Origin of the sequence: Enterobacter sp. SES19, from assembly GCF_011765665.1 — a bacterium.
Classification (GTDB): domain Bacteria; phylum Pseudomonadota; class Gammaproteobacteria; order Enterobacterales; family Enterobacteriaceae; genus Enterobacter; species Enterobacter pseudoroggenkampii.
Window position 1 is genome coordinate 2,463,234 of the sequence record NZ_CP050320.1, and the last position, 20,443, is coordinate 2,483,676.

18 protein-coding genes are annotated in these 20,443 nt (G+C 58.5%); 3 read left to right on the forward strand and 15 right to left on the reverse strand.

The features are described 5' to 3' along the window. Positions 1–33: 33 nt before the first annotated feature. From dsbG to GXP72_RS11770, 15 genes are all read right to left on the reverse strand, one after another. The gene (gene dsbG, locus GXP72_RS11700; RefSeq protein ID WP_048992356.1) at positions 34–792 is read right to left on the reverse strand and encodes a thiol:disulfide interchange protein DsbG; all 759 of its coding nucleotides are present in this window, start codon (positions 790–792) and stop codon (positions 34–36) included. 41 nt (positions 793–833) lie between these two features. Continuing rightward, positions 834–1,445, reverse strand: a complete 612-nt coding sequence (locus tag GXP72_RS11705) for a DsbA family protein (RefSeq protein WP_208763916.1) — start codon at positions 1,443–1,445, stop codon at positions 834–836. A 7-nt stretch (positions 1,446–1,452) separates the two neighbouring features. Then, positions 1,453–3,477 carry a protein-disulfide reductase DsbD domain-containing protein gene (locus GXP72_RS11710; RefSeq protein WP_208762897.1) on the reverse strand — a complete coding sequence of 675 codons (2,025 nt, stop codon included), beginning with the start codon at positions 3,475–3,477 and terminating at the stop codon, positions 1,453–1,455. Between the two features lie 48 nt (positions 3,478–3,525). Further along, a complete protein-coding gene (locus tag GXP72_RS11715) occupies positions 3,526–3,897 on the reverse strand; it encodes a hypothetical protein (protein ID WP_048992352.1) in 372 nt (123 codons plus the stop codon). An 87-nt stretch (positions 3,898–3,984) separates the two neighbouring features. Beyond that, a complete protein-coding gene (locus GXP72_RS11720) occupies positions 3,985–4,545 on the reverse strand; it encodes an RNA polymerase sigma factor (RefSeq protein WP_023327516.1) in 561 nt (186 codons plus the stop codon). A gap of 5 nt (positions 4,546–4,550) precedes the next feature. Next, a complete protein-coding gene (locus tag GXP72_RS11725) occupies positions 4,551–4,970 on the reverse strand; it encodes a hypothetical protein (RefSeq protein ID WP_061715087.1) in 420 nt (139 codons plus the stop codon). A gap of 582 nt (positions 4,971–5,552) precedes the next feature. After that, on the reverse strand, positions 5,553–6,071 hold the full coding sequence (locus GXP72_RS11730; protein ID WP_061715086.1) for an AAA family ATPase: 519 nt from the start codon (positions 6,069–6,071) through the stop codon (positions 5,553–5,555). Between the two features lie 118 nt (positions 6,072–6,189). Then, positions 6,190–7,740, reverse strand: a complete 1,551-nt coding sequence (locus GXP72_RS11735; protein ID WP_024909531.1) for a methyl-accepting chemotaxis protein — start codon at positions 7,738–7,740, stop codon at positions 6,190–6,192. A gap of 98 nt (positions 7,741–7,838) precedes the next feature. Further along, positions 7,839–8,846 (reverse strand): LacI family DNA-binding transcriptional regulator, encoded by a 1,008-nt coding sequence (locus tag GXP72_RS11740; protein ID WP_048992344.1) that lies wholly within the window; start codon positions 8,844–8,846, stop codon positions 7,839–7,841. Between the two features lie 28 nt (positions 8,847–8,874). Beyond that, complete coding sequence (locus tag GXP72_RS11745; RefSeq protein WP_208762898.1) at positions 8,875–10,281, reverse strand: sucrose-6-phosphate hydrolase; 1,407 nt, start codon at positions 10,279–10,281, stop codon at positions 8,875–8,877. After that, positions 10,281–11,651 (reverse strand): sucrose-specific PTS transporter subunit IIBC, encoded by a 1,371-nt coding sequence (locus tag GXP72_RS11750; protein ID WP_024909534.1) that lies wholly within the window; start codon positions 11,649–11,651, stop codon positions 10,281–10,283. The genes GXP72_RS11745 and GXP72_RS11750 overlap by 1 nt, the downstream gene beginning before the upstream one ends. A gap of 67 nt (positions 11,652–11,718) precedes the next feature. Continuing rightward, positions 11,719–13,236 carry a carbohydrate porin gene (locus GXP72_RS11755; RefSeq protein ID WP_208762899.1) on the reverse strand — a complete coding sequence of 506 codons (1,518 nt, stop codon included), beginning with the start codon at positions 13,234–13,236 and terminating at the stop codon, positions 11,719–11,721. A 172-nt stretch (positions 13,237–13,408) separates the two neighbouring features. Further along, positions 13,409–14,299, reverse strand: coding sequence for an aminoimidazole riboside kinase (locus tag GXP72_RS11760; RefSeq protein WP_208762900.1), 891 nt, complete (start codon positions 14,297–14,299; stop codon positions 13,409–13,411). Between the two features lie 88 nt (positions 14,300–14,387). Further along, the gene (locus GXP72_RS11765; protein WP_090416855.1) at positions 14,388–15,599 is read right to left on the reverse strand and encodes a diguanylate phosphodiesterase; all 1,212 of its coding nucleotides are present in this window, start codon (positions 15,597–15,599) and stop codon (positions 14,388–14,390) included. A gap of 93 nt (positions 15,600–15,692) precedes the next feature. Beyond that, entirely contained in the window at positions 15,693–17,174 is a 1,482-nt protein-coding gene (locus GXP72_RS11770) for an alpha/beta hydrolase (RefSeq protein ID WP_090416853.1), read from the reverse strand. Between the two features lie 265 nt (positions 17,175–17,439). On the opposite strand from GXP72_RS11770, the gene GXP72_RS11775 reads away from it, so the two are divergent. The 3 genes from GXP72_RS11775 to GXP72_RS11785 are packed head-to-tail and all read left to right on the forward strand — an operon-like array spanning position 17,440 to position 20,430. Beyond that, positions 17,440–18,294, forward strand: coding sequence for a MurR/RpiR family transcriptional regulator (locus GXP72_RS11775; RefSeq protein WP_024909539.1), 855 nt, complete (start codon positions 17,440–17,442; stop codon positions 18,292–18,294). A 12-nt stretch (positions 18,295–18,306) separates the two neighbouring features. Continuing rightward, entirely contained in the window at positions 18,307–18,882 is a 576-nt protein-coding gene (gene ddpX, locus GXP72_RS11780) for a D-alanyl-D-alanine dipeptidase (RefSeq protein ID WP_024909540.1), read from the forward strand. Between the two features lie 15 nt (positions 18,883–18,897). Further along, on the forward strand, positions 18,898–20,430 hold the full coding sequence (locus GXP72_RS11785) for an ABC transporter substrate-binding protein (protein ID WP_024909541.1): 1,533 nt from the start codon (positions 18,898–18,900) through the stop codon (positions 20,428–20,430). Positions 20,431–20,443 lie beyond the last annotated feature (13 nt).

The window sequence follows — 20,443 nt, forward strand, 5'->3', positions numbered from 1 at the left end:
CAGGCAGAAACGCCCGTTTCTGCCTGTATTTTTTTACGGCTTCGGCCCGAACATCGCCTCGAGCTGCTGCGCATCCGGCATTCCCACCACCTGCTGCAGCTCATTTTCCGCATTCAGATAGTAAATGGCCGGCGTGGCGTTAGCGCCCAGGCTGTCCATCAGCGCCTGATGTTTCTGTAGGATCTCAACCGTTTCGCGGGAAGCCTCGCCTTCAGGCTTGGGCAGTTTTTTGCCGCCGGAGAGCTCATATTCGCGCCAGGCCGCAACCGGATCTTTCGCATTCAGAATCGCCGAGGCGTTACGTCCGCTGTTGGGGTTGAGAAACGCCACCAGCAGCGTGTTGAGCTGTACCTTGCCCGCCTTCACCCACGGCTGTGCTTCGGCCCAGAACTGCTTGCAGTACGGACAGAACGGATCGGCGAAAACAAAGACTTTACGCGGGGCGTTATCCGCCCCTTCCTTCAGGGGATGCGCCGCGTTGAGGTTCTTCCACATCTCGCGGCCCATCGGGGCGTAGATCTCTTTCTGGAAATAGCCTTCGCTGAGGTTCTTCCCTTTGTCATCATAAAGATATCCCGAGATCACGTGCTTGCCGTCCGGCGTAAGAAAAAGCGTCACGCCCATATCCTGATACTGCCCCAGCCATGCCGGTACGCCGCCAGGCGCATCCAGCTTCTTGATGATTTTGATGTTCTGCTGCTCGCTGAAGTGCTTCACCACATCCGGTATGGCTTCAGCCGCCTGTACCAGCCCTGACGCCGCCAGCGCTGAAAGTAACAGTAATTTTTTCATTTCCCTCTCCGGTTTGTCGGGGGCATCACGCCCCCTTCAGGTTAGCGGTTTTTCAGTGCTTCACTGACCATTTCGTCGAACTGTTCGTACGGCACCCAGCCGGGCAGCAGCCCCTCGCCAATAAGCGTGGCGGGCGTGCCCTGGATCCCCATTTTTTCCGCCACAATGAGGCTGCGCCTGATCGTCAGAAAACTCTCCTCGTCCGGCGTCGTCACGCTCACGCCCGCCCGCCTCTGCGCCTCCTGAATGCTGGCGTCATCGTGGTACCCCTTTTTCGCCATCAGAGTGTGGTTCAGCTTCATAAACTGCCCGGGATCTTTTCGCCAGAGCGTTAAGGCGTCTCGCGCGGCGGTCAGCGAACTTTCCGAGCGGAAAGGTAAAAACTTAAAGACCACCGCCACGTCCGGGTGTTTTTCGACAATCTTCTCCAGGTACGGATCGAATTTTTTACAGTACGGGCAGTTGTAGTAGGTAAACACCACCAGGGTGAGCTTTGGGTTTTTCGCGCCGATGCGCGGGGAGTTCGGATCGTTAAACAGGAAGTCAGCGATCATCTTCTGCGCGCGCTGCTCCTGGTCCGGCGTCAGCGGCTGGGCAGCAAACGCCTGAAGCGGGGCAAGCAGGAGCAGAAGCGTAATAAAGAGTTTATTCATCATACCGTTAGCCTTTTGCATTGTTCAGGGTGGTGACCAGGGTGCGCTTGTCCAGCAGCGGCGAGAGGATTTCCCCTTCAGGCAGGCCGGGGCCATACACCGCGTTAAACGGAATGGCGTAACGGTTTCGCTTCACCAGAAAATCCGCGATAAATGCGGACGGCTGGCTCCAGTCTCCGCGCAGGGCCACCACGTCCGGCTGGCGCAGCGCGGCAATAACGTCCGGCTGACCGAGTACGCGGTGCTCGTTCACCTTACACGTCACGCACCAGTCCGCCGAGATATCTACAAACACCCGTTTCCCCTGCGCCAGCGCCTGCTCAATGGCCTCTTCACTGAGCGGCTGCCACGGGATGGTTTGCGCAACGTTTTGTGCCGGTGCGTCAGGCGGCGCGTTAAGTAGACCGCGCAGCTGATACCCGCCGAACGCCGACAGCGCGATGACCACCAGCCAGAACAGCGGCGAAGATTTTTGCCCCTTCAGCGCGAACAGCACCAGCGCAGCGGCAGTCAGCGCCAGCATCACGATCTGGCTGACCGCCTCGCCCAGATGCACGCTCAACAGCGTCGCCAGCCAGAGGCTTGAGACCAGCATCATCATGCCGAGGATGACCTTGAGCGTGTTCATCCAGCGGCCGGGTTTCGGCAGCAGCATGGCCGTTTTCGGTACCAGGGCAACGAACAGCCACGGCAGACTCATGCCCACGCCGAGCATCAGGAAGATCAGCCACAGGGCGTGCAGCGGCGCGCCAAGGGCAAAGGCGACCGCGGTACCGAGGAACGGCGCGGAGCACGGCGTCGCCAGCAGGGTGGCGAACATTCCTTCGCAGAAGCTGCCGCCGATCCCCGATCCCCCTGCCGTCGCCAGCCGTCCTGCGGCAGAAGAAGGGAGAAGCATTTCAAACGTCCCAAACAGGTTCAGCGCAAACAGGAAGGTCACGGCGACCATCAGGCCGATAAACCACGGGTTCTGGAACTGGATGCCCCACCCCAGCGACGCCCCGGCCAGCTTCAGCGCGGTGACCATCCCGGCCAGCAGCATAAAGGAGGTGAGGATCCCGGCGCTGGTGGCCAGAAAGCGCAGCCGGATGGCGCGGCTGTCCGATCCCGCCAGCAGGATGCTGTTAAGCTTCATGCCCATCACCGGCAGCACGCAGGGCATCAGGTTCAGGATCAGCCCGCCCAGCAGCGCAAAGAGCACCATTTTTCCCGTCCCGTCCGGCACGGAGGTCTCTTCGGGCGTTGTCCCAACGGTCATGGTGGTTTGCTGCGCCCGTTCGCCGTTGGTCAGCACAAACGACAGCCTTTTGCCTGCCAGCGAGGCAGGTTTATCGCCCCACTCGTCGGTCACGGGTACCGTCACCCGAAGGGTATTGCCGTCGTGTTTAATGACAGGCTCGCCGGGCAGAATATCGCCCTCCAGCGGGTCAAAATAGATCCCTGGATTGTCCCATTTCCCTTCCGTGGTGCCGGTAATCACCAGCTTGTCGCCGGAGAGCCAGGCGGAAAGATCCGACGACACGCCTGATGAGTCCGGCACGGCGCGCATCGCTTGCTCGAAGGCGCTGTGGAAGCCCTCATCCACCGGCTGGGTAAAATTGAGATGCAGCGGGTAGTCCGTCAGCAGACAGACGTTGCTGCAGGTAGAGAGCGTCAGCGTCCCGTCGAGCGTGTCGCCCTTCGCTCCGTCGAGCGTAATCGGGATCGTCACCTTATCGTGATAGCCCTGCGTGGTCATGCCGGAGATATCGAAGCGCGACGGCACCGGCCAGGACCAGCTGTCCGTTACGCCTTCCGGCCAGCTGATTTTCGGCGCGACGCCGCCCTCGCCCGGCGATCTCCAGTAGGTTTTCCAGCCGGGCTTTAGCTCAACGGTGAGCAGGCCTTTAACATGCGTTTGTTCCCTCTCCGCCTGAAAGCGGATGCGGGCGTGATCGTTTTGGGGGGAAACCAGCCAGCCGGTGTCCGCCGCATGGACAATGCCGATGCAGGACAGCCACAGGAAGACGAATCCCCTGAAGAGGTTAACCATGTTGTACTCCGTGAACAGTGAAAAATTATCGTGTGATGACGATGTTTTTCATTCACGGAAAACGCAGTTTTTAAGGTGTATTCGGGGAGGCGGCGCCTGAACGGGCTGTTCCACGGGAGCCAATGCCCGCCCTTGCGTCAACAGCTGCAGCAGCGCGAAGAAGATAATAATGGCCGGTAATGCACCGTCGAAGAACAGCGGCTGGGCGCAAAGCAGCGAGTGCGCGCCGAGCTGACACGGCGACGGGCCGGGTTGTTCAGTGCTGCTGGTTTGAGCCGGGGCATCTGCACTCAGTGAAATCTGCGGATCCAGTCCCTGTAAAAAATGGTTGAGCATCACCGCACGCTGCACGAGGCAAAGCGCCATCGCGAGACAGGTGATAATCAAAAGCCATTTTCCGAGGAGCTGACGGTTGCGCATAACATTCCAGAGTGACAAGACGCCCCGATCATAAACGATAGTGATGAATCTACAAGTGCCGGAAGTGTAAGGTTTTGTCTGTCGCCGCTATTCGCCCGTCAGCGCGTCATAGACGTCCCGCAGCCGCGTGCGCAGAAACAGCACCGCCTTGTGCTTGCGGGATAACAGCGCCTGTTCGCTGGCGCCGGTCTCCTCTGCCAGCATTTTAATGCTGTAGCCGTGGAGCTCGGTCTTTTCAAACGCCTCCCGCTGCGGCGGAGGAAGTTCAGACAGCGCCTGCCCCAGCTCTTCCCATAGCAGCGTCTTGAGGTACTCCTCCTCCGGCGTGTGCGGTACGCCGAACAGGGTTTCGGCCAGCTCGTCTTCCGGAAAACCGTCGTCATCTTCGCCCGTAAAATAGCCGGAGAGCGACACCTCGCGCTTTTTACGCGCCCGGTCGGTCATCTCGTTACGCGCCGCGCGGAACAGCCAGGCGGCGACGTTTTCGACCGGCTGCTCCACTTTCATCAGCTGATACGTCACTTCCTGCAAAATGTCGTCGGCATCATCGCGGACGGACGTCCGCCCGCGAATGAAGGCTTTCAGCCGGGCGCGACAGGCGTTGAGCGCCGACATCAGCATGGATCCGCCCGCCTCCCCGGCTTTCATCTCGCTCACTCTGCGTCCGGCGCTTTTGGCGTGGCGTCATCGCGTTTTTCGTCACGATGACCATGCCAGCCGCAGTGGCCGCGGCCGTGGCGACCGAACCCTTCGCGGCGCTGCTGAATAAACGCCTCGCGCTGCTCGGGCGTCATGTTCATCCAGCGTTCGTGCATCCGGCGGTGCGCGCCAAACATCCCCGGGCGGAACCCCAGCCCACCGAACAGAATGCGGCTCAGCACCAGAATGCCCAGCGCCTGCCAGAATCCGATGGCCTTAACGCCGAGGATGGCCGGGAGCAAGGCGTTCCACAGGGTCATCACCAGCAGGCCGAGCACGATGAAAATCACCGCGCCGATGACTAACCCCTTGCCCATACGGTGGCGACCAAATCCGCGTCCGTGACCTCTGCCGTGCAGTTCAAAATCTCTCATGGTGTTTACCTCGTTTACAGTAACTGATTATGGCTTGTGATGAGGTAGACGGATGAGGAAGGGAAATATTGCTGGGATGAATATAAATTTTTTTGTGCTGCCGAATTTGCACTCATAGCGGTAACGGCTGGCGGATGCTATGCGTCGCTTGCAGGCAAATCACTGCTTATGAAGAATTCGCTTAACCAATGCGATAGCAATGACGGCCAGTATGATTGAAAACAATGCCAGGAAGATGAGCAAGGATAATAGTGGATTTAACAAGCCACCTAAACTAGTGAAGTCGCTGATACGGCCGAGTTGCTCGGACGTGCATACACGCAGAATGATCTCAGGGATAATAAGCAAAAATATAATTACGGTCAGGACATAAATAAGAGCACTCTTGCGCTTTCCCATTTTCGATGTTGCCCCTCAATTCATGTTGAGAATTAATTCTTCCAATGCGCGGTTCCGATTTCTGATTGCGCTGCGGTTTACGTTGCCGGTAAAAAACGAAGCTTTTTATTTCCTGAAGCCAATTATGCTGAATTCAGGCGAATCCTCAAAGCAGTTAAGCCATTGCAGGCGCTTGTCCATCGTTTAAGACCAGTTAAGCGCAATCTTATGCCTTATTTCCAGGATTTTATCTGCACACTCTGCCGCTGATAAAACGGCTGTGTCCAATATGAGATGTTCTCTCCCCCAGGGTTCGTACTCACGGTTTTTTACCTGTTCCCAGTCAGGAGGCATGAGCCCTGGGATATCAGAGACTCTGTTCTCTACGCGATAACGATGTTCTTTTTCGTCTGAGCAGACAATTTCAACTTCCAGGAAAGGGACATTCAACGACAGAGCAATATTGCGGAAAGCATCTCGCACAAGGTTAATATCATTAACGGAATCGGTCACAACGGTGGAGCCCAGCTTAAGATTCTCACTTGCTAAACCATAGATGGCAAAATATCCCTCCGGTCCAATTTTTTGACCAGGTTCCGAGACCGACCGAATGGCCTGCTCAACGGTATCAACCCGCAGATAAACAGCCCCCAGCCTTTGAGTAACGATTTTTGCAATAGTGCTTTTACCACTGCCGGGTAGCCCACTAAAAATAATTAACATAATTTTCCCTGGCGATAATTACTAGTAGATTCGTGCTGCCTGTAGAGACGTCCTGAATTATACAGAAAGGGTTACACCAGATACAAAAAAGGCTCCCCCAGGAGCCTCCTTCATACCATCAAGCCTGCACCGGCAAACTAAAACTCGAAATACTCCGTGAAAGCTGCTGCGCCTGCTCTTCCAGCGAGGCCGCTGCCGCGGCGGACTGCTGCACCAGCGCGGCGTTCTGCTGCGTCACGCCGTCCATCTCGGTCACCGCCTGCCCAACCTGGCTGATCCCGCGGCTTTGCTCTTCGGAGGCGACGGAGATCTGCTCCATCAGCGTATTCACTTTATTCACCGATGAAATGATCGAGTCAATCACCTCGCCCGAGCGGCTCACCAGCTCCGCACCGTTTTTCACGCTGGAGACCGACTGGGCAATCAGGCTTTCGATGTCCTTGGCCGCCACCGCGCTTTTCTGCGCCAGGGTGCGGACTTCACTGGCCACGACCGCAAAGCCGCGGCCCTGCGTACCGGCGCGCGCCGCTTCAACCGCCGCGTTCAGCGCCAGGATGTTGGTCTGGAAGGCGATGCTGTTAATCACGCTGGTAATGTCTTCAATGCGCTTCGAGTTCGCCGCGATGGTATTCATTGTGTCGATCACTTCACGGGTCACCGCTTCACCGGTGTGGGCATTTTTCACAGCGTCCTGCACCAGCTTACCGGCCTGATACACGTTATCGGTATTGTTCGCCACCGTCGCGCTCAGCTCTTCCATGCTGGCCGCCGTCTGGGTTAACGCCGAAGCCTGCTGCTCGGTGCGTGACGCCAGGTCGATATTACCGGAGGCAATCTCCTGGGCTGCGTGCGTTACGGTATGGCTCGCATCGCGCACCTGGGCGATGGTCGCCAGCAGCGCCTGACGCATCTGCTCCATCGAGCCCATCAGGTGGTCGATTTCGTTGCCTGTACTCCCCTTCACCGGCACCGGAATGTCCAGCTTGCCTGCCGCAATCTGGCTGCAGTGCTCGCGCGCCAGGTTGACCGGCGCAAAGACAAAGCGCTTCATCAGCAGGCTGACGGCGACAATCACCACCACAAACAGGCTGGCGATAGCGGCAATGATCGCCAGGCCAGAGACGAAGTTACTGCTCGCATCTTCGTTCAGGCTTTTGGCGTATTTCTGGTGGACGGAAAGGACCTGGTCGAGAACGATCTCGTACTGGCGGTCGAGGCGGGAGACTTCCGGGATCAGCGCGTTAAATTTGGCGACATCGTGCGCCTCGGCGGCATCGATCAGCGGCGCCAGCCCCTGGTTGCGGTAGTTTTGCCAGGCGTCCTGATAGGCAGTGACCAGCGGCGCTTCATCGCTCAGGCGCGGCGACGCCATAAAGGCCGCAAAGGCGTGGTCCGCTTTGGTCAGCGCCTCTTTCACGGCGGTAAGCTTTGCAGCGCCGTCCGCCGCGTTGCCCGCTTCCACCATCTTCACATACTCCATCACCCGCACGCGCAGCGTACGGCTATGGTTGATCGGGTCAATAATGGACAGCACAACCTGGATCTCTTTGTTGACGTTATCCAGCGAATTATTACTTTTAATGATGAGGCCAACGCTGGTGACGGTGCTGACAACAAAGAAGAAAAGCAGCGAGAACAGGACAATCAGGGACGACTTTTTCAACGACATAAACCAATACCTCAAGGAGAATTATTCCTTATGGTTATCGGCGCTTCCAAAACTTAAATTAATTAAAGTTATTGATGTATCGGTCCGGGCTATATTGCTCACTTATAGCGCCGCTGCAGGGTGGCAGACAGCTTGCGTTGCAACGGTTCCGGGGTCTCCCCCTCGATCAATTTGCTAATCAAATCAAAGCAGTGCCACGCCAGCTGGCGATTATCCTGGCGGATGGTATCCACCGGGATCGTCAGCGAATCGTAGAGATAGTGATCGTCAAAACTGGCTAACCTGATATCGCTCTGCAGCAGGTTATGCTGGCCCATATAGCGCAGCACCCCTTCCAGCAGCCCGCAGGCGGCGGCGAAGAGCGCTTTCGGCGGACGCCCCAGGCGTGCGCAGAGTTCAGCAAACATCTCGTACCCGGAGCTCGGGTGATAGTTGCCGTGAATGATCCACTCGGGGCGCAGTTCCACACCGGCCTCACGCAGCCCTTGCTTAAACCCTTCCAGACGGTCGCGCGTGGGCGACAGGCGGGGCTGGCCGCCGAGAAAGTAGAACTCATCAGGATGCTGGCGCGCAATGTCCGCCACCAGTTCGGTCGTCGGGGTAATCGAATCGGTGATCACCAGCGGCAGCGCGCTGTCGTTGATGTGGCGGTCAAACAGGACAACGGGCAGCTGCTCGCTCAGCTTGTGGTAGTCCGCATCATTAAGCATGCTGGAGGCTACAATCAGCCCGTCCACCTGACGCGCCACCATGTTGTTCACCACCACCGTCTCCTGCCCCGGGTTTTCATCGCTGCAGGAGATCAGCAGCTGAACGCCCGCCTCGCGGCACAGCGTTTCCAGCTCATGAGAAAAAACGGCAAAACCGTAGTTGGTGATCTCCGGGACCACCAGACCAATGGTGTGGCTGCGGTTATCCCGCAGCGACCGGGCGTGAATGCTGGGCTGATAGTGGTGCTCTTTTGCAATCGCCAGCACGCGCTCGCGCGTCTCTTCCGCCACGCGTAGCTCTTTGCTGCGCCCGTTCAGGACCAGGCTGGCGGTGGCTTTTGACACACCCGCCAGCTCCGCGATGTCTTTAATGGTGACGCGTTTTGTTTTTCTCACAACGACTTAGATCCGGCTGCCAAAACCCTCATTCTATCATGCAGGCGCGCAGCGACCAGTAGCGTAATGTGATATCGGACGCACCTTCGAATCGCACCCGGGTCGGATGGTCAGGAAAATAGCGGCTGCTCATCACCCCTTCACCGTGATTGATGAAAATTTCAACGCTGGAACGGTCGCACAGAACGCGCAAATGACGGACGTCGCCCTGCCAGTAGCGGGTCAGCGTTTCACCGGTTTTCAGACTCGCGCGTTCCAGGCGTATACCCTGCTCATCGAGCGTGAGACGCAGCGCACCGCCAAAATCGACATTCACATGCGATGCGCCCAGCTCAAACTCCAGGCGCGTCGCGTCCAGGTCTGGCGCGTCGCTGGCGTGCCCCTGCCAGAGCTGCTCATCTTCACGCAGCGCCGTCAGCTCGCGCGCCGGGGTCTGCCAGAGCCTGCCGTCGCGATAGCGTAATTCGCGCGGGCAGGTCATCTGGTGCATCCAGCCGTGCGCCCGGGTTGGCTGAAGCATCTCTTCCCCGTCCGGTACGCCCATCCAGCCGATCAGAATGCGGCGTCCATCTTCCGCCAGCGTGGTTTGCGGCGCGTAAAACTCAAACCCCGCGTCCAGCTCGTGCAGCTCGCCGTGATCGAATGCGGTGCTGGCATAGTCAAACGCCCCGCTCATCCAGGTGGCCGGATAGGTGTTGAGATAGCGATGCGGCTCGCGCGCCAGCCCCTGTGGGCAGCTGATCAGGACGTGCGTTCCGTCGAGGGCAAACAGGTCCGGACACTCCCACATATACCCCGCGTCCGTCAGGCCGTTAACCCCGTGACCGGCGATCTCCCCGCAGGACGTCCAGCCGTGCAAATCGGCTGATTTAAACAGCAGCACCTTGCCGCGCTTTTGCACATCCTGCGCGCCGAGCACCATGTACCACTCCCCGTCGTGTTGCCACACCTTCGGGTCGCGCACGTGGCCGGTGTAGCCTTCCGGCAGCGCCAACACCGGCCCCAGCTTCGTAAAGGTTCCGTCCGGCTGTTCCACGGCCAGGCACTGCCAGGCCGTGCGGCTGCCGTCATCGAACTTAACGTTTCCGGTGTAGCACAGGGTCAGAACACCCTGGTTATCCACGGCGCTACCGGAGTAGCAGCCGTTGCGGTCATACGCTTCGTCAGGCATCAGCGCCAGCGGCTCATGCCGCCAGTGCACCAGGTCCGCAGAGCTCCAGTGCCCCCAGCATTTAAAGCGATGCTCGCAGTCCAGCGGGTTCCACTGATAGAACAGATGGTAGCGGCCGGCAAACCAGATAAACCCGTTCGGGTCGTTCATCAGCCCCGTCACCGGCGCGGGGTGCCACTGCGGATAGTGGCTATCCGCCAGCGCCCGTGGCTGACCTTTCATAACGGCCTGCAGGATCGCAGGCCAGCGGGAAGGCAACGTCATTATTCAGAGTCCGTTTTATATTTCAGCAGCAGTGAGACGGTAAACGCCACGCCGAAGGCAATCACCATGCCGATAATATAGTTGAGCAGCGAGCTGGCCTGCACGATGGCCATGCCCGGAATGGCGGTCAACCCAACGGCGGTCATGTAGACATGAACCGAGACCACCCAGGCCCCGCCCACCGCGCCGCCAATCAACGCGGCGATAAACGGCTTAACGAAGCGCAGGTTGATACCAAAAATGGCCGCTTCGGTGATGCCCAGCATCGCAGAAAACGCCGACGGTAAGGTAATGGCTTTGATTTTGGCATCTTTGGTTTTGAACCACACAGCCAGACAGGCGCCACCCTGCGCCACGTTCGCCATGGCCCAGATAGGCAGCAGGAAGTTAACGCCAATCGACGGGTTACCCAGCAGCCCGGCTTCAATCGCGTGGAAACTGTGGTGAATACCGGTGATCACAATCACCGAGTAAAGCCCGCCGAACAGCAGCCCGGCCAGCCAGCCCGCGTGGGCGATCAGCGTGCTCAGAACGAAGGAGATGCCATCCCCTAAGGCGCGCCCCGCCGGACCGATAATCAGCAAGGCGATAAATCCGGAGATAACGACGGTGAGGAACGGCGTCAGGATCAGGTCTAACGCATCCGGGATCGCGCGGCGCAGGTTTTTCTCCACGATGCTCATAAACCAGACGGCCAGCAACACCGGGAATACCGTGCCCTGATAGCCAATCATCGCGATCTCAAGGCCGAAGAAGTTCATGGTGTGGAAACCAGAGGCCACGCCCCAGGCGTTGGTCAGCGCCGGGTGGGTCAGAATCCCGCCCAGCGTCGCGCCGAGGTACGGGTTACCCCCAAATTCGCGCGCGGCGGTAAAGCCAATCAGAATAGGCAGAATGATAAACGCCGCCGAGCTGCACATGTCCAGCATGATGTAGATGGCGTTATCCGCATTGACCCAGCCGTAGGTTTTCACCATGCCGAGCAGACCCATCAGCAGACCGGATGCCACAATCGCGGGAATGATCGGCACAAAGATGTTGGAGAGCAGACGGGCAATGCGCTGGAACGGGTTGAGCTTGCGCGCCGCCAGGTCCGCGGCTTCCGATTTGCTGGATTCGCTGATCCCCGCCGCCTGAATAAACGCGGCGTACACCTTGTTAACCACGCCCGTGCCAAAAATCACCTGCATCTGCCCGGCGTTACGGAAGCAGCCTTTCACGCCGTCGACCTTGCCGATAGCCTGCTGATCCGCCAGCGCGTCATCGACCAGCACCAGACGAAGACGCGTTGCGCAGTGCGCCGCGCTGGCGATATTTTCCTTGCCACCGAGCAGTGGAATAAGCTCGCGGGCGATTTGATTAAAATCCATAGATACCTCTGCCTGACTTCTTTTTTATGATGTGCGAAACGCTCCCGCCAGGCGGGAGCGTGATGGGTTAAAACCAGGTTTCCATCTGGACCCCAAAGTTCCATTCCCCGCCGGCGTTGAAGCCGCTGCTGCCAAAGGCATCATCGCTGGCGTAATGATCCAGTTTGCTGCTCCAGTCCATCCAGGTGGCAAACAGGCGCAGCTCCGGACGGCTGAAGAAATCGCCGATTTTGCTCGCTTTTAACGTTGGCGCAAAGGTCAGCTTGTAGAAACTGCCGTTCACGGCGTTGCGGTCCTTATAACCTTCAGGATTTAAATCCATGTACTGATAGCTTCCCTCAAACGCCAGCGCGAAGTTCTGCGTCACCTCTTTAATCAGGCGAGTGTTGAGCGTTACCCACTCATAGCTATCGCCCTTGACGTAGCGATCTTTACTGCTCTGTGCCAGTACGGCTGGCGCAACGCTCCAGCCACCGCCGATCGGCGTGACACCGTAACTTGCGAAGCGCCAGGTATCCGCCTCAGACAGCAGCGCGCCGTCGGAGCCGATGCTTTTCACCTCCGCACCCAGCCCGTGACCATAAAGCAGCGCCGTTTTGACGGTCCCTTCGCGCAGGCCGTAGAAGCTATCATTATGCAAACCCACCAGGGCATGAACGCCGGTATTGGCGGCATCCGTTTTGATGAGATCGCCATTGGTATCTTTACGGTCGTCGTTATCTTTCGCCCGCAGGCCGCTCACCATCAGCTGGAACGGGCCGGCGAAGTGGTTCATGCTGAGGATATAGTTCTGAACGTTGTTGTCGGTCTGCTCCACGCTGCCGAAGTTGCGGCCATAAATCGAGAAGTTGCTGCGCAGCGAATCGTTCCACTTCACGTCATAGACGCCGCCGCCGGTACCGGCGAGGAACACCACGTCGGAATCCAGCCAGTGAATGTCAAAGTTGTCGCGGTCAAAGCGTTTACCCGCCCAGAAGGTGCTGCCCTTCAGCGCGCCGGTAAAATCAGGCAGGTTGCCCAGCTCCGCGAAAGCCTGGCGAATATTGAGATCGCTGGTATCAGCTGACCAGTCGTTATAGGTTCTCTGACCGTCGGCCAGCATCGCTTTAAAGCGTGTGGTCGCCCCGTTGTCCAGGGTTTGCTTGTGCTCCAGATTTAGCTCCACGTAGGTATCGGCTTCGTTACCCAGACGCCCTACCGCACCGCCGGTTTCACCGGCCGGGGTCAGATAAGGACCGCTTTTGCTGCTGGAAGCCGCATCGTTCATCAGGAGGCCAGAACGAGCATAGCCGTGGAACTCAAACCCGCCGGTCTGATCCGCCTTCTTCTCCAGCGCGGTGGTGCGCTGCGCCACCTCCTGGGTCGTCGTTTGCGCCTGCTGCTGGGCTGCAACCAACTGCTGCGTTTTTTGTTCTGCATCGGTGGCGCGCTTCTCAGCCACCTGCGCACGCGTTTCCGCCGCCTGGAGGCGCTGCTCCATTGCGGCAAGACGCGCTTCGATACTTGTCATATCCGTTTGGGCAAAAACAGAGGTACTTCCGGCCAGCATGCCTATCATCACGGCAAGTCTGCGTTTTTTATACATTTTGTCGCATCCCTAAAAGAAGTCATTAAACGTGCTAAATTGCTAAACCGGTTTAGGTTGCTGATACTAAACCTCTGGATTTTGGATCGGCAATCTTTTTTGCTAAACCGATTTAGTAAGTGTGATCGAGGCGACAATTCAGGCCGCCGGATGGCGGCCAGGAGAGGAGAAATTACAGGTCGTGCTGCCAGGGCAACGCGGTCATCGCCCCTTTGGCCGTGGTGGCCAGCGCGCCGCAGCGCTGGGCGAGCTCGATAACCGGAGGCAGTGCCTGACCGTCGGCCAGGCCGTAGAGCAGCCCCGCGACGAAGGCGTCGCCCGCGCCGGTTGTATCGACACACTGAACGGGGGTGGCCGGATAATGTTTCACAGTGCCCTCATGCCAGGCGATCACCCCCTCTTTACCCTGGGTGACCAGCACCAGACGCGCCGGGCAGCGCGCCATCAGCGTGTCCAGACCGACGTTTACCTGCACATCTCCGGTTAAAAACGCCAGCTCTTCGACAGAGAGTTTCACCACGTCTGCACTCTGCAGGGCCTGATCCAGGCAGCGACGCAGTTCGTTCTCATCCTGCCAGAGGTCCGGGCGAATATTGGGGTCGAAACTGACGTAACCGCCCGCCTCCCGGATGGCGGCCATCGCCTGAAAGGTCGCAGAACGGCTCGGCTCGGAGCTTAAGGCGATGGAGCAGACGTGCAGCCACTCCCCGGCGCTGAACGTCGGCAGATCGGCAGATTCCAGAAACAGATCGGCGCTCGGGCGCACCATGAAGGTAAACGATCGCTCGCCGTGGTCGTCCAAATCGACCACCACCGTTGAGGTGCGGTGCGCCGGGTCAAGGCGCATCCACGTCACGTCAACCCGCTCGTCAGCGAGCGTTTTCGCCATAAAGCGCCCGAAAGGATCGTCGCCAACCCTGCCGATAAAGGCGCTCTGGCCGCCCAGCCGGGCAATACCGACCGCGACGTTCGCCGGCGCGCCGCCGGGACACTGCAGTAATCGACCTTCTCCATCGGGCAGCAAATCCACTACCGCATCGCCAAGTACCCAGATTTTCTTCATGTGATCCTCGCAGCTAAACTATGTTAAACCGTTTTAGCTATTTAAGCACAGGCCGGGCTAAGGGGAAATAACGGGAGGGAAATTTGACTTAACGCGCCAGATGCGGCCAGTGGATATCGCCGACGCCATTCAGCTGCGGCCGGGCAAACAGGAATCCCTGAAAGCGGCGGATCCCGGCAGATTCGAGCCAGCACCATTCCTCAATTTTCTCGATACCTTCCGCCACCAGGGTAATTTCAAGATCGGAGCAGCAGCTGATGATGGAGCGCACAATCGCCTGCTTCGGGCCGCTGAGGTGAATGTTGCTGACAATTTCCCGGTCGATTTTAATTTTATCCGGCTGGAACCGGGTCAGCAGCGAAAGTCCGGCATAGCCCGAGCCAAAATCATCGATCGCCAGGCCAATCCCCTCACCGCGAAGCTGCTTGATGGCACTGTTAAACTGGTTGAACCCGGAGATCATCTCGTTTTCAGTGACTTCAATGACCACCTGCTCCGGCTGAAGGCCATGTTTTTTAATCTGATCGACCAGAAATTCCACTGCGCCAGGGACATTCACCAGCGACATGGGCAGCAGGTTTACCGCGATTTTATGGCTGCCAATGCCCAGCTTTTCCGCCAGCGCAAAGGCATAGGCTTTTGTCTGGAGATCGACTTCGTAAATGTTGTCCGGATCGACACTGCTGAAGAAATGCTCCGGGCTGCCGCCGTCGTTGCCGCGGATAAGCGCCTCAAGGGAGCTGATCTTCCCTTCCGAGGGCTCGACAATAGGCTGCAGCGCAAACTGGCAGGCTTGTCCGGTAAACAGGCCCAGATGTTCGCCAAAGGGTAACGCCTCGGGTGAAAGCGTCCATTTTTCAGGGGTGTAGCGCGCGCCCGATGGGGCCGGACGTTTGCCCATGATAAACGTCTGAATAAATTTGAACACCCGATCGTCAGAGGTGAGATAGCTGTCCAGCTTGCTGTAATGCAGGACCGACTGCAGCACCTCTTTCGGCGACTGCGTCTGCAGATCGAACAGCAGCATCCCGACGTTTTCGAATCGTCTGCGCGGGCCATAATCCCGCATCAGTTCAACCACCCCGCTGTGCCGCTTGTCCTCACGGATGGTGTGGAACAGTTTGACCACACTCTCTTCCGACCCTTCGAGGATTTGCAGAACGTCATTCCCTTTTGCCAGGAGGACGCCGGTGATATCCAGTTTTGTGTTGCGGCCCCTGGCGCGATCCACCAGCTCCCGCAGTTCGGTGGACGGGCGGGATAAATTCAACTGGCTTCGGTAGATCAGAGTCGTCAGCACAAAAGTGGGTTCCGATGAGAGAGAGGTGCCTTGAAGCTACTATGTAACATACTTAATCAATGCGACCTAACATATTCACGCTACAGGGGAACGTTACTTTTTCGCGTCCCCGATCCGGCTGTTAATCCTCTCCTGCATGTAGTCGTAAAACGGGTTCGAGGTGACCCGCATCAGCGCCTCTTTTCCAACGCTCAATACGGACGTTTCGCCCCAGAGCGCAATCGTCCCCAGGCTGATGCCATAGCGGTTTTTCACCCCAGGCTCGCGACCATAGAGATCGTCATCCGGCGGGAACGGCACGGCAACGTGCGACAGGGAATAGACATCCTGCGGCCAGGCCTGCGTAAGCGGCACGACCGTCTCGCGGGTGCTGCCTGCCGGAGTTGTTTTCGCTACCGCCGAGAAACTGTGCTCGTCCGCATTGGTGATAACCGTGACACCGTAACGTCTCTGCGCAACCGGCAGCAGCGCCGTGGTGGCCGTCCATGATGACGGTTTAAAGAGCGGACGGAAGCTCGCCGCCTGGTTGATATCGAACATCACCAGCTCGCTGCCGTTTGCCGGAAGCTGGTCAAACAGGCCGCTGACCACCGCGCGAGTGCTGACCGTAGAATCCATCACCGACTGGAACGCCAGAACCGGCGGGAGCTGCGCCAGCCGTTGCTCCCGCGCCGCGCGGCCAATTTGCTCCTGCAGGGCCTTCGTCAGCAGCCACGACTGGCGGGCGGCGTTCACCGGGAAAGAGTTGTATTTATACGGATTATATTCCGGGGAGATATTCAGCCAGGCCGCTTTGGCAAACGGCGGCAGCAGCGCCGGTAGCCCGGCAAAACCGGCGAACCGCGCAAAGGCCGTCACGCCAATCATCGGTGAGAGCAGGATCACCTGCTGCGGTTTACGCAGCGCTGGCGCGTCCAGCGCATCGAGGGCATATTTCATCGCCAGCGCCCCGCCGTTGGAGTAGCCCACCAGATGCAGAGGCACAGCATCACCCGCCAGGCGCGTGGCTTCCCGTACGGCAAGGCGCGTGGCCGCCAGCCACATTTCCCAGTCAACATCCGTCAGCGCGCCGGGCGCGGTGCCGTGTCCGGGAAGACGCGGGACAACGGCCACAAAGCCGTGCTGCTGATAGTTCACGGCAAGGCGCCTGACGCTGTATGGCGAATCCGTCAACCCGTGCAGTAGCACCACCGCGCCGCGGGGCTTGCCGGCTGGCATCAGCACAAAGGAGCGGTTGGCATCGGGGGCAAACTGACCGGGCCACACCAGGCTATGACGGTAATAGCGGTTTAACGGGGTTTGTTCCTCGCCCGCTGTTTTCGCCGTCACCGCGTTATCCAGATCGGTGAAAATCGCCTTTTCCCGCGCGAGGTACCCGGCAAAGTCGGCGTTATCCAGCTCGCGCACGGACATCTCATCGGCCCGCCAGGTATGCCAGAGATGCAGTTCCGGCCCCTGCTGCGAGAGATACACCCGCACCGCCAGCAGAACGACCAGAACGATCCCCACGACCATTCCTGTTTTCTTTGCAAGCGCGATCAGGCGCACGCTGACTCGCCAGGGCAAATTCGCCATGAGGGATCCCTTTTATGTTCTCAGTGCTTCTATCTTATCAAAAATGTGAACAGGCTGACGTATTCACCAAATTCATACCTGTCCGGTCAGCCAGTGCACCAAAAGTGAACTACGCTGCACAAATGTTGATCATTGGTTAACCAAATATTGCATGAAGTTTACTGCGCAGCGGGTTTTCGCCCTCCTGTGAACATGGCACGCGTCATGCATTGTTAACCAGGTAACACAATTTCGGCCATTGACAGCCTGTTAACAGCGAGGCGGTATGACGACGAAACCTGAGATGTTGAGCCGTATCGAAGCGACCTTCAGCCAGCTGACACCCAGCGAAAAGCGGGTCGGGAGCTGGCTGCTGGCGCACGCCGCGCAAATCCCGTTTGAAACGGCGGAGAGCGTCGGGCTGGCAAGCGGGACCAGCGGAATTACCGTCGGACGCTTCCTGCGCAAGCTGGGGTATCGCAACCTGGAGGATGCCAAAAAGAGCCTGCGCGATCCGTACCAGCCCTGGGGCATGAACGAGCGCCTCGACTCCTGGCAGCAGCAGCGCCCCCTGCCCAACCGCCTTCAGCATGCTCTGTCGCTGGAGGTGGATGCCATCACGCAGGTGTACCAGCTGGCACAAACGGATGCCTTTCGTCAGGTGGTGCACAACCTCGCCCACGCGGACGCGGTTTTTGTGCTGGGGATCCAGTCCACGCGCGGGATTGCCAATGCCTTCTTCAGCCACCTTGAGTACCTCCGTCCGCGCGTGAGCTATTCGGAGGGCGCTTCCGGCAGCTGGGTTGAATCGCTGAACTCGGGGTTTTCACACCCTTATGTCGTGCTGACCGACACGCGCACCTACTCCACGATGGCCCGCCAGTACTGCCGTGTCGCGAGCGAGAAAGGCATTCCGCTGGCCTTAATCACCGACATCTGGTGCCCGTGGGCGCGGGATTACCCGATTGATTTACTGCAGGTGAAAACCGATACCGGTCATTTCTGGGATTCACTTGCCCCCGTGAGCTGTCTGTTCAACCTGCTGCTGTCGGGCGTGGTGGAAGCGCTGGGTGAGGCGCTCCCGGCGCGTCTGGCGGTAAACCGACAATTACAACAAGAGTTTGGTCAATTCGAACGCTAAAGGAGCGGAGCTATGCCCGAAGAGAGTGAACTGATTGATGTGGCGAAGACGTTTCCCACGCTGCATATCGATCTGAAGTACGCCACCGCCGACAACATCACCGGCCGCCCGATCTATCAGGAGGCGCTGTGCCTGCTGCATACCGACGCGGCCACCGCCCTGGCAAAAGCCATCAGCATTGCCTCGCTGGCCGGTCTGAAGCTGGTGGTCTACGACGCCTATCGGCCGCAGCAGGCGCAGGCCCAGCTGTGGGATGCCTGTCCGAACCCGGAATACGTGGTCGACGTGGCGATTGGCTCCAATCACAGCCGCGGCACGGCCATCGACGTGACCCTGATGGATGAACATAACGCCGTGCTGGATATGGGGGCCGGTTTTGATGAAATGCATGACCGATCGCATCCGTATCACCCCTCCGTGCCGCCGCACGCCCAGCGCAACCGTCTGCTGTTGAACGCCATCATGTTTGGCGGCGGTTTTGTGGGTATCAGCAGCGAATGGTGGCACTTTGAACTGCCGAATGCCGCCAGCTACCCGCTGCTTGACGACCGTTTTGCCTGTTTTCCACTGACGCACACCCCTCTTTAAACCTGGAGCACTGCCATGAAAACATCGCTTATCTCGACGCTGATCGCCGCCACGCTGGCCCTGAGTGCCCCGCTGGCGCTGGCTGCCGTCCCGAAAGACATGCTGGCGATCGGCAAAGCCGCTGACCCACAAACGCTCGATCCGGCCATCACCATTGATAACAACGACTGGACCGTCACCTATCCGTCCTACCAGCGTCTGGTCAAGTACAAGCCAGGCTCTACCGAGGTGGAAGGCGATCTGTCGACGGGCTGGAAAGCCTCCGACGACCAGAAAGAGTGGACCTTCACCCTGGCGGATAACGCCAAATTCTCCGACGGCACACCGGTCACCGCCGAGGCGGTCAAACTCTCCTTTGAGCGCCTGCTGAAGCTCAGCCAGGGGCCGTCCGAAGCCTTCCCGAAAGATCTGAAAATTGATGCCGTTGATGAGCATACGGTGAAGTTCACCCTCAGCCAGCCGTTCGCGCCTTTCCTCTACACCCTGGCGAACGACGGCGCCTCCATCATTAACCCGACGGTGCTGAAGGCCAATGCCGCGGACGATGCGCGCGGCTATCTGGCGCAAAACACCGCCGGCTCCGGACCGTTTATGCTGAAGAGCTGGCAGAAAGGCCAGCAGCTGGTGCTGGTGCCAAACCCCCACTGGCAGGGTGAGAAGCCACACTTCAAGCGCGTCTCGGTAAAAATTATCGGTGAGAGCGCATCGCGTCGTCTGCAGCTTTCCCGCGGTGACCTGGACATTGCCGACTCACTTCCGGTCGATCAGCTTGCGGCCCTGAAGCAGGAAGGGAAAGTGGCCGTCGCCGAATACCCGTCCCTGCGCGTGACTTACCTCTATCTCAACAACAGCAAAGCGCCGCTCAACCAGGTCGATTTACGCCGCGCGGTCTCCTGGGCGACGGACTATCAGGGGATGGTGAAAGGCATTCTGAGCGGCAACGGCAAGCAGATGCGCGGCCCGATCCCGGAAGGCATGTGGGGCTTTGACGCCACGGCAATGCAGTACAGCTTCGATGAGGCCAAAGCTAAAGCGGCGCTGGAGAAGGTCAAAGATAAGCCCGCCAGCCTGACCTTCCTCTACTCGGACAACGATCCGAACTGGGAGCCTATCGCCCTCTCGACGCAGGCCAGCCTTGGCAAGATCGGCATTAACGTCAAGCTGGAAAAACTGGCCAACGCCACCATGCGCGACCGCGTCGGAAAAGGCGATTACGACATTGCCATCGGCAACTGGAGCCCGGACTTTGCCGACCCGTACATGTTCATGAACTACTGGTTCGAATCGGACAAAAAAGGGCTGCCGGGCAACCGGTCGTTCTATGAGAACAAAGAGGTCGATTCCCTGCTGCAGGCGGCGCTGAAAACCACCGACCAGGCGGAACGCACCAAAGATTACCAGCAGGCGCAAAAGGTGGTCATCGACGAGGCGGCCTACGTTTATCTGTTCCAGAAGAACTACCAGCTGGCGATGAACAAAGAGGTCAAAGGCTTCACCTTTAATCCAATGCTCGAGCAGGTGTTCAACATCGCCACCATGAGTAAATAACGGTTCTCGCCGG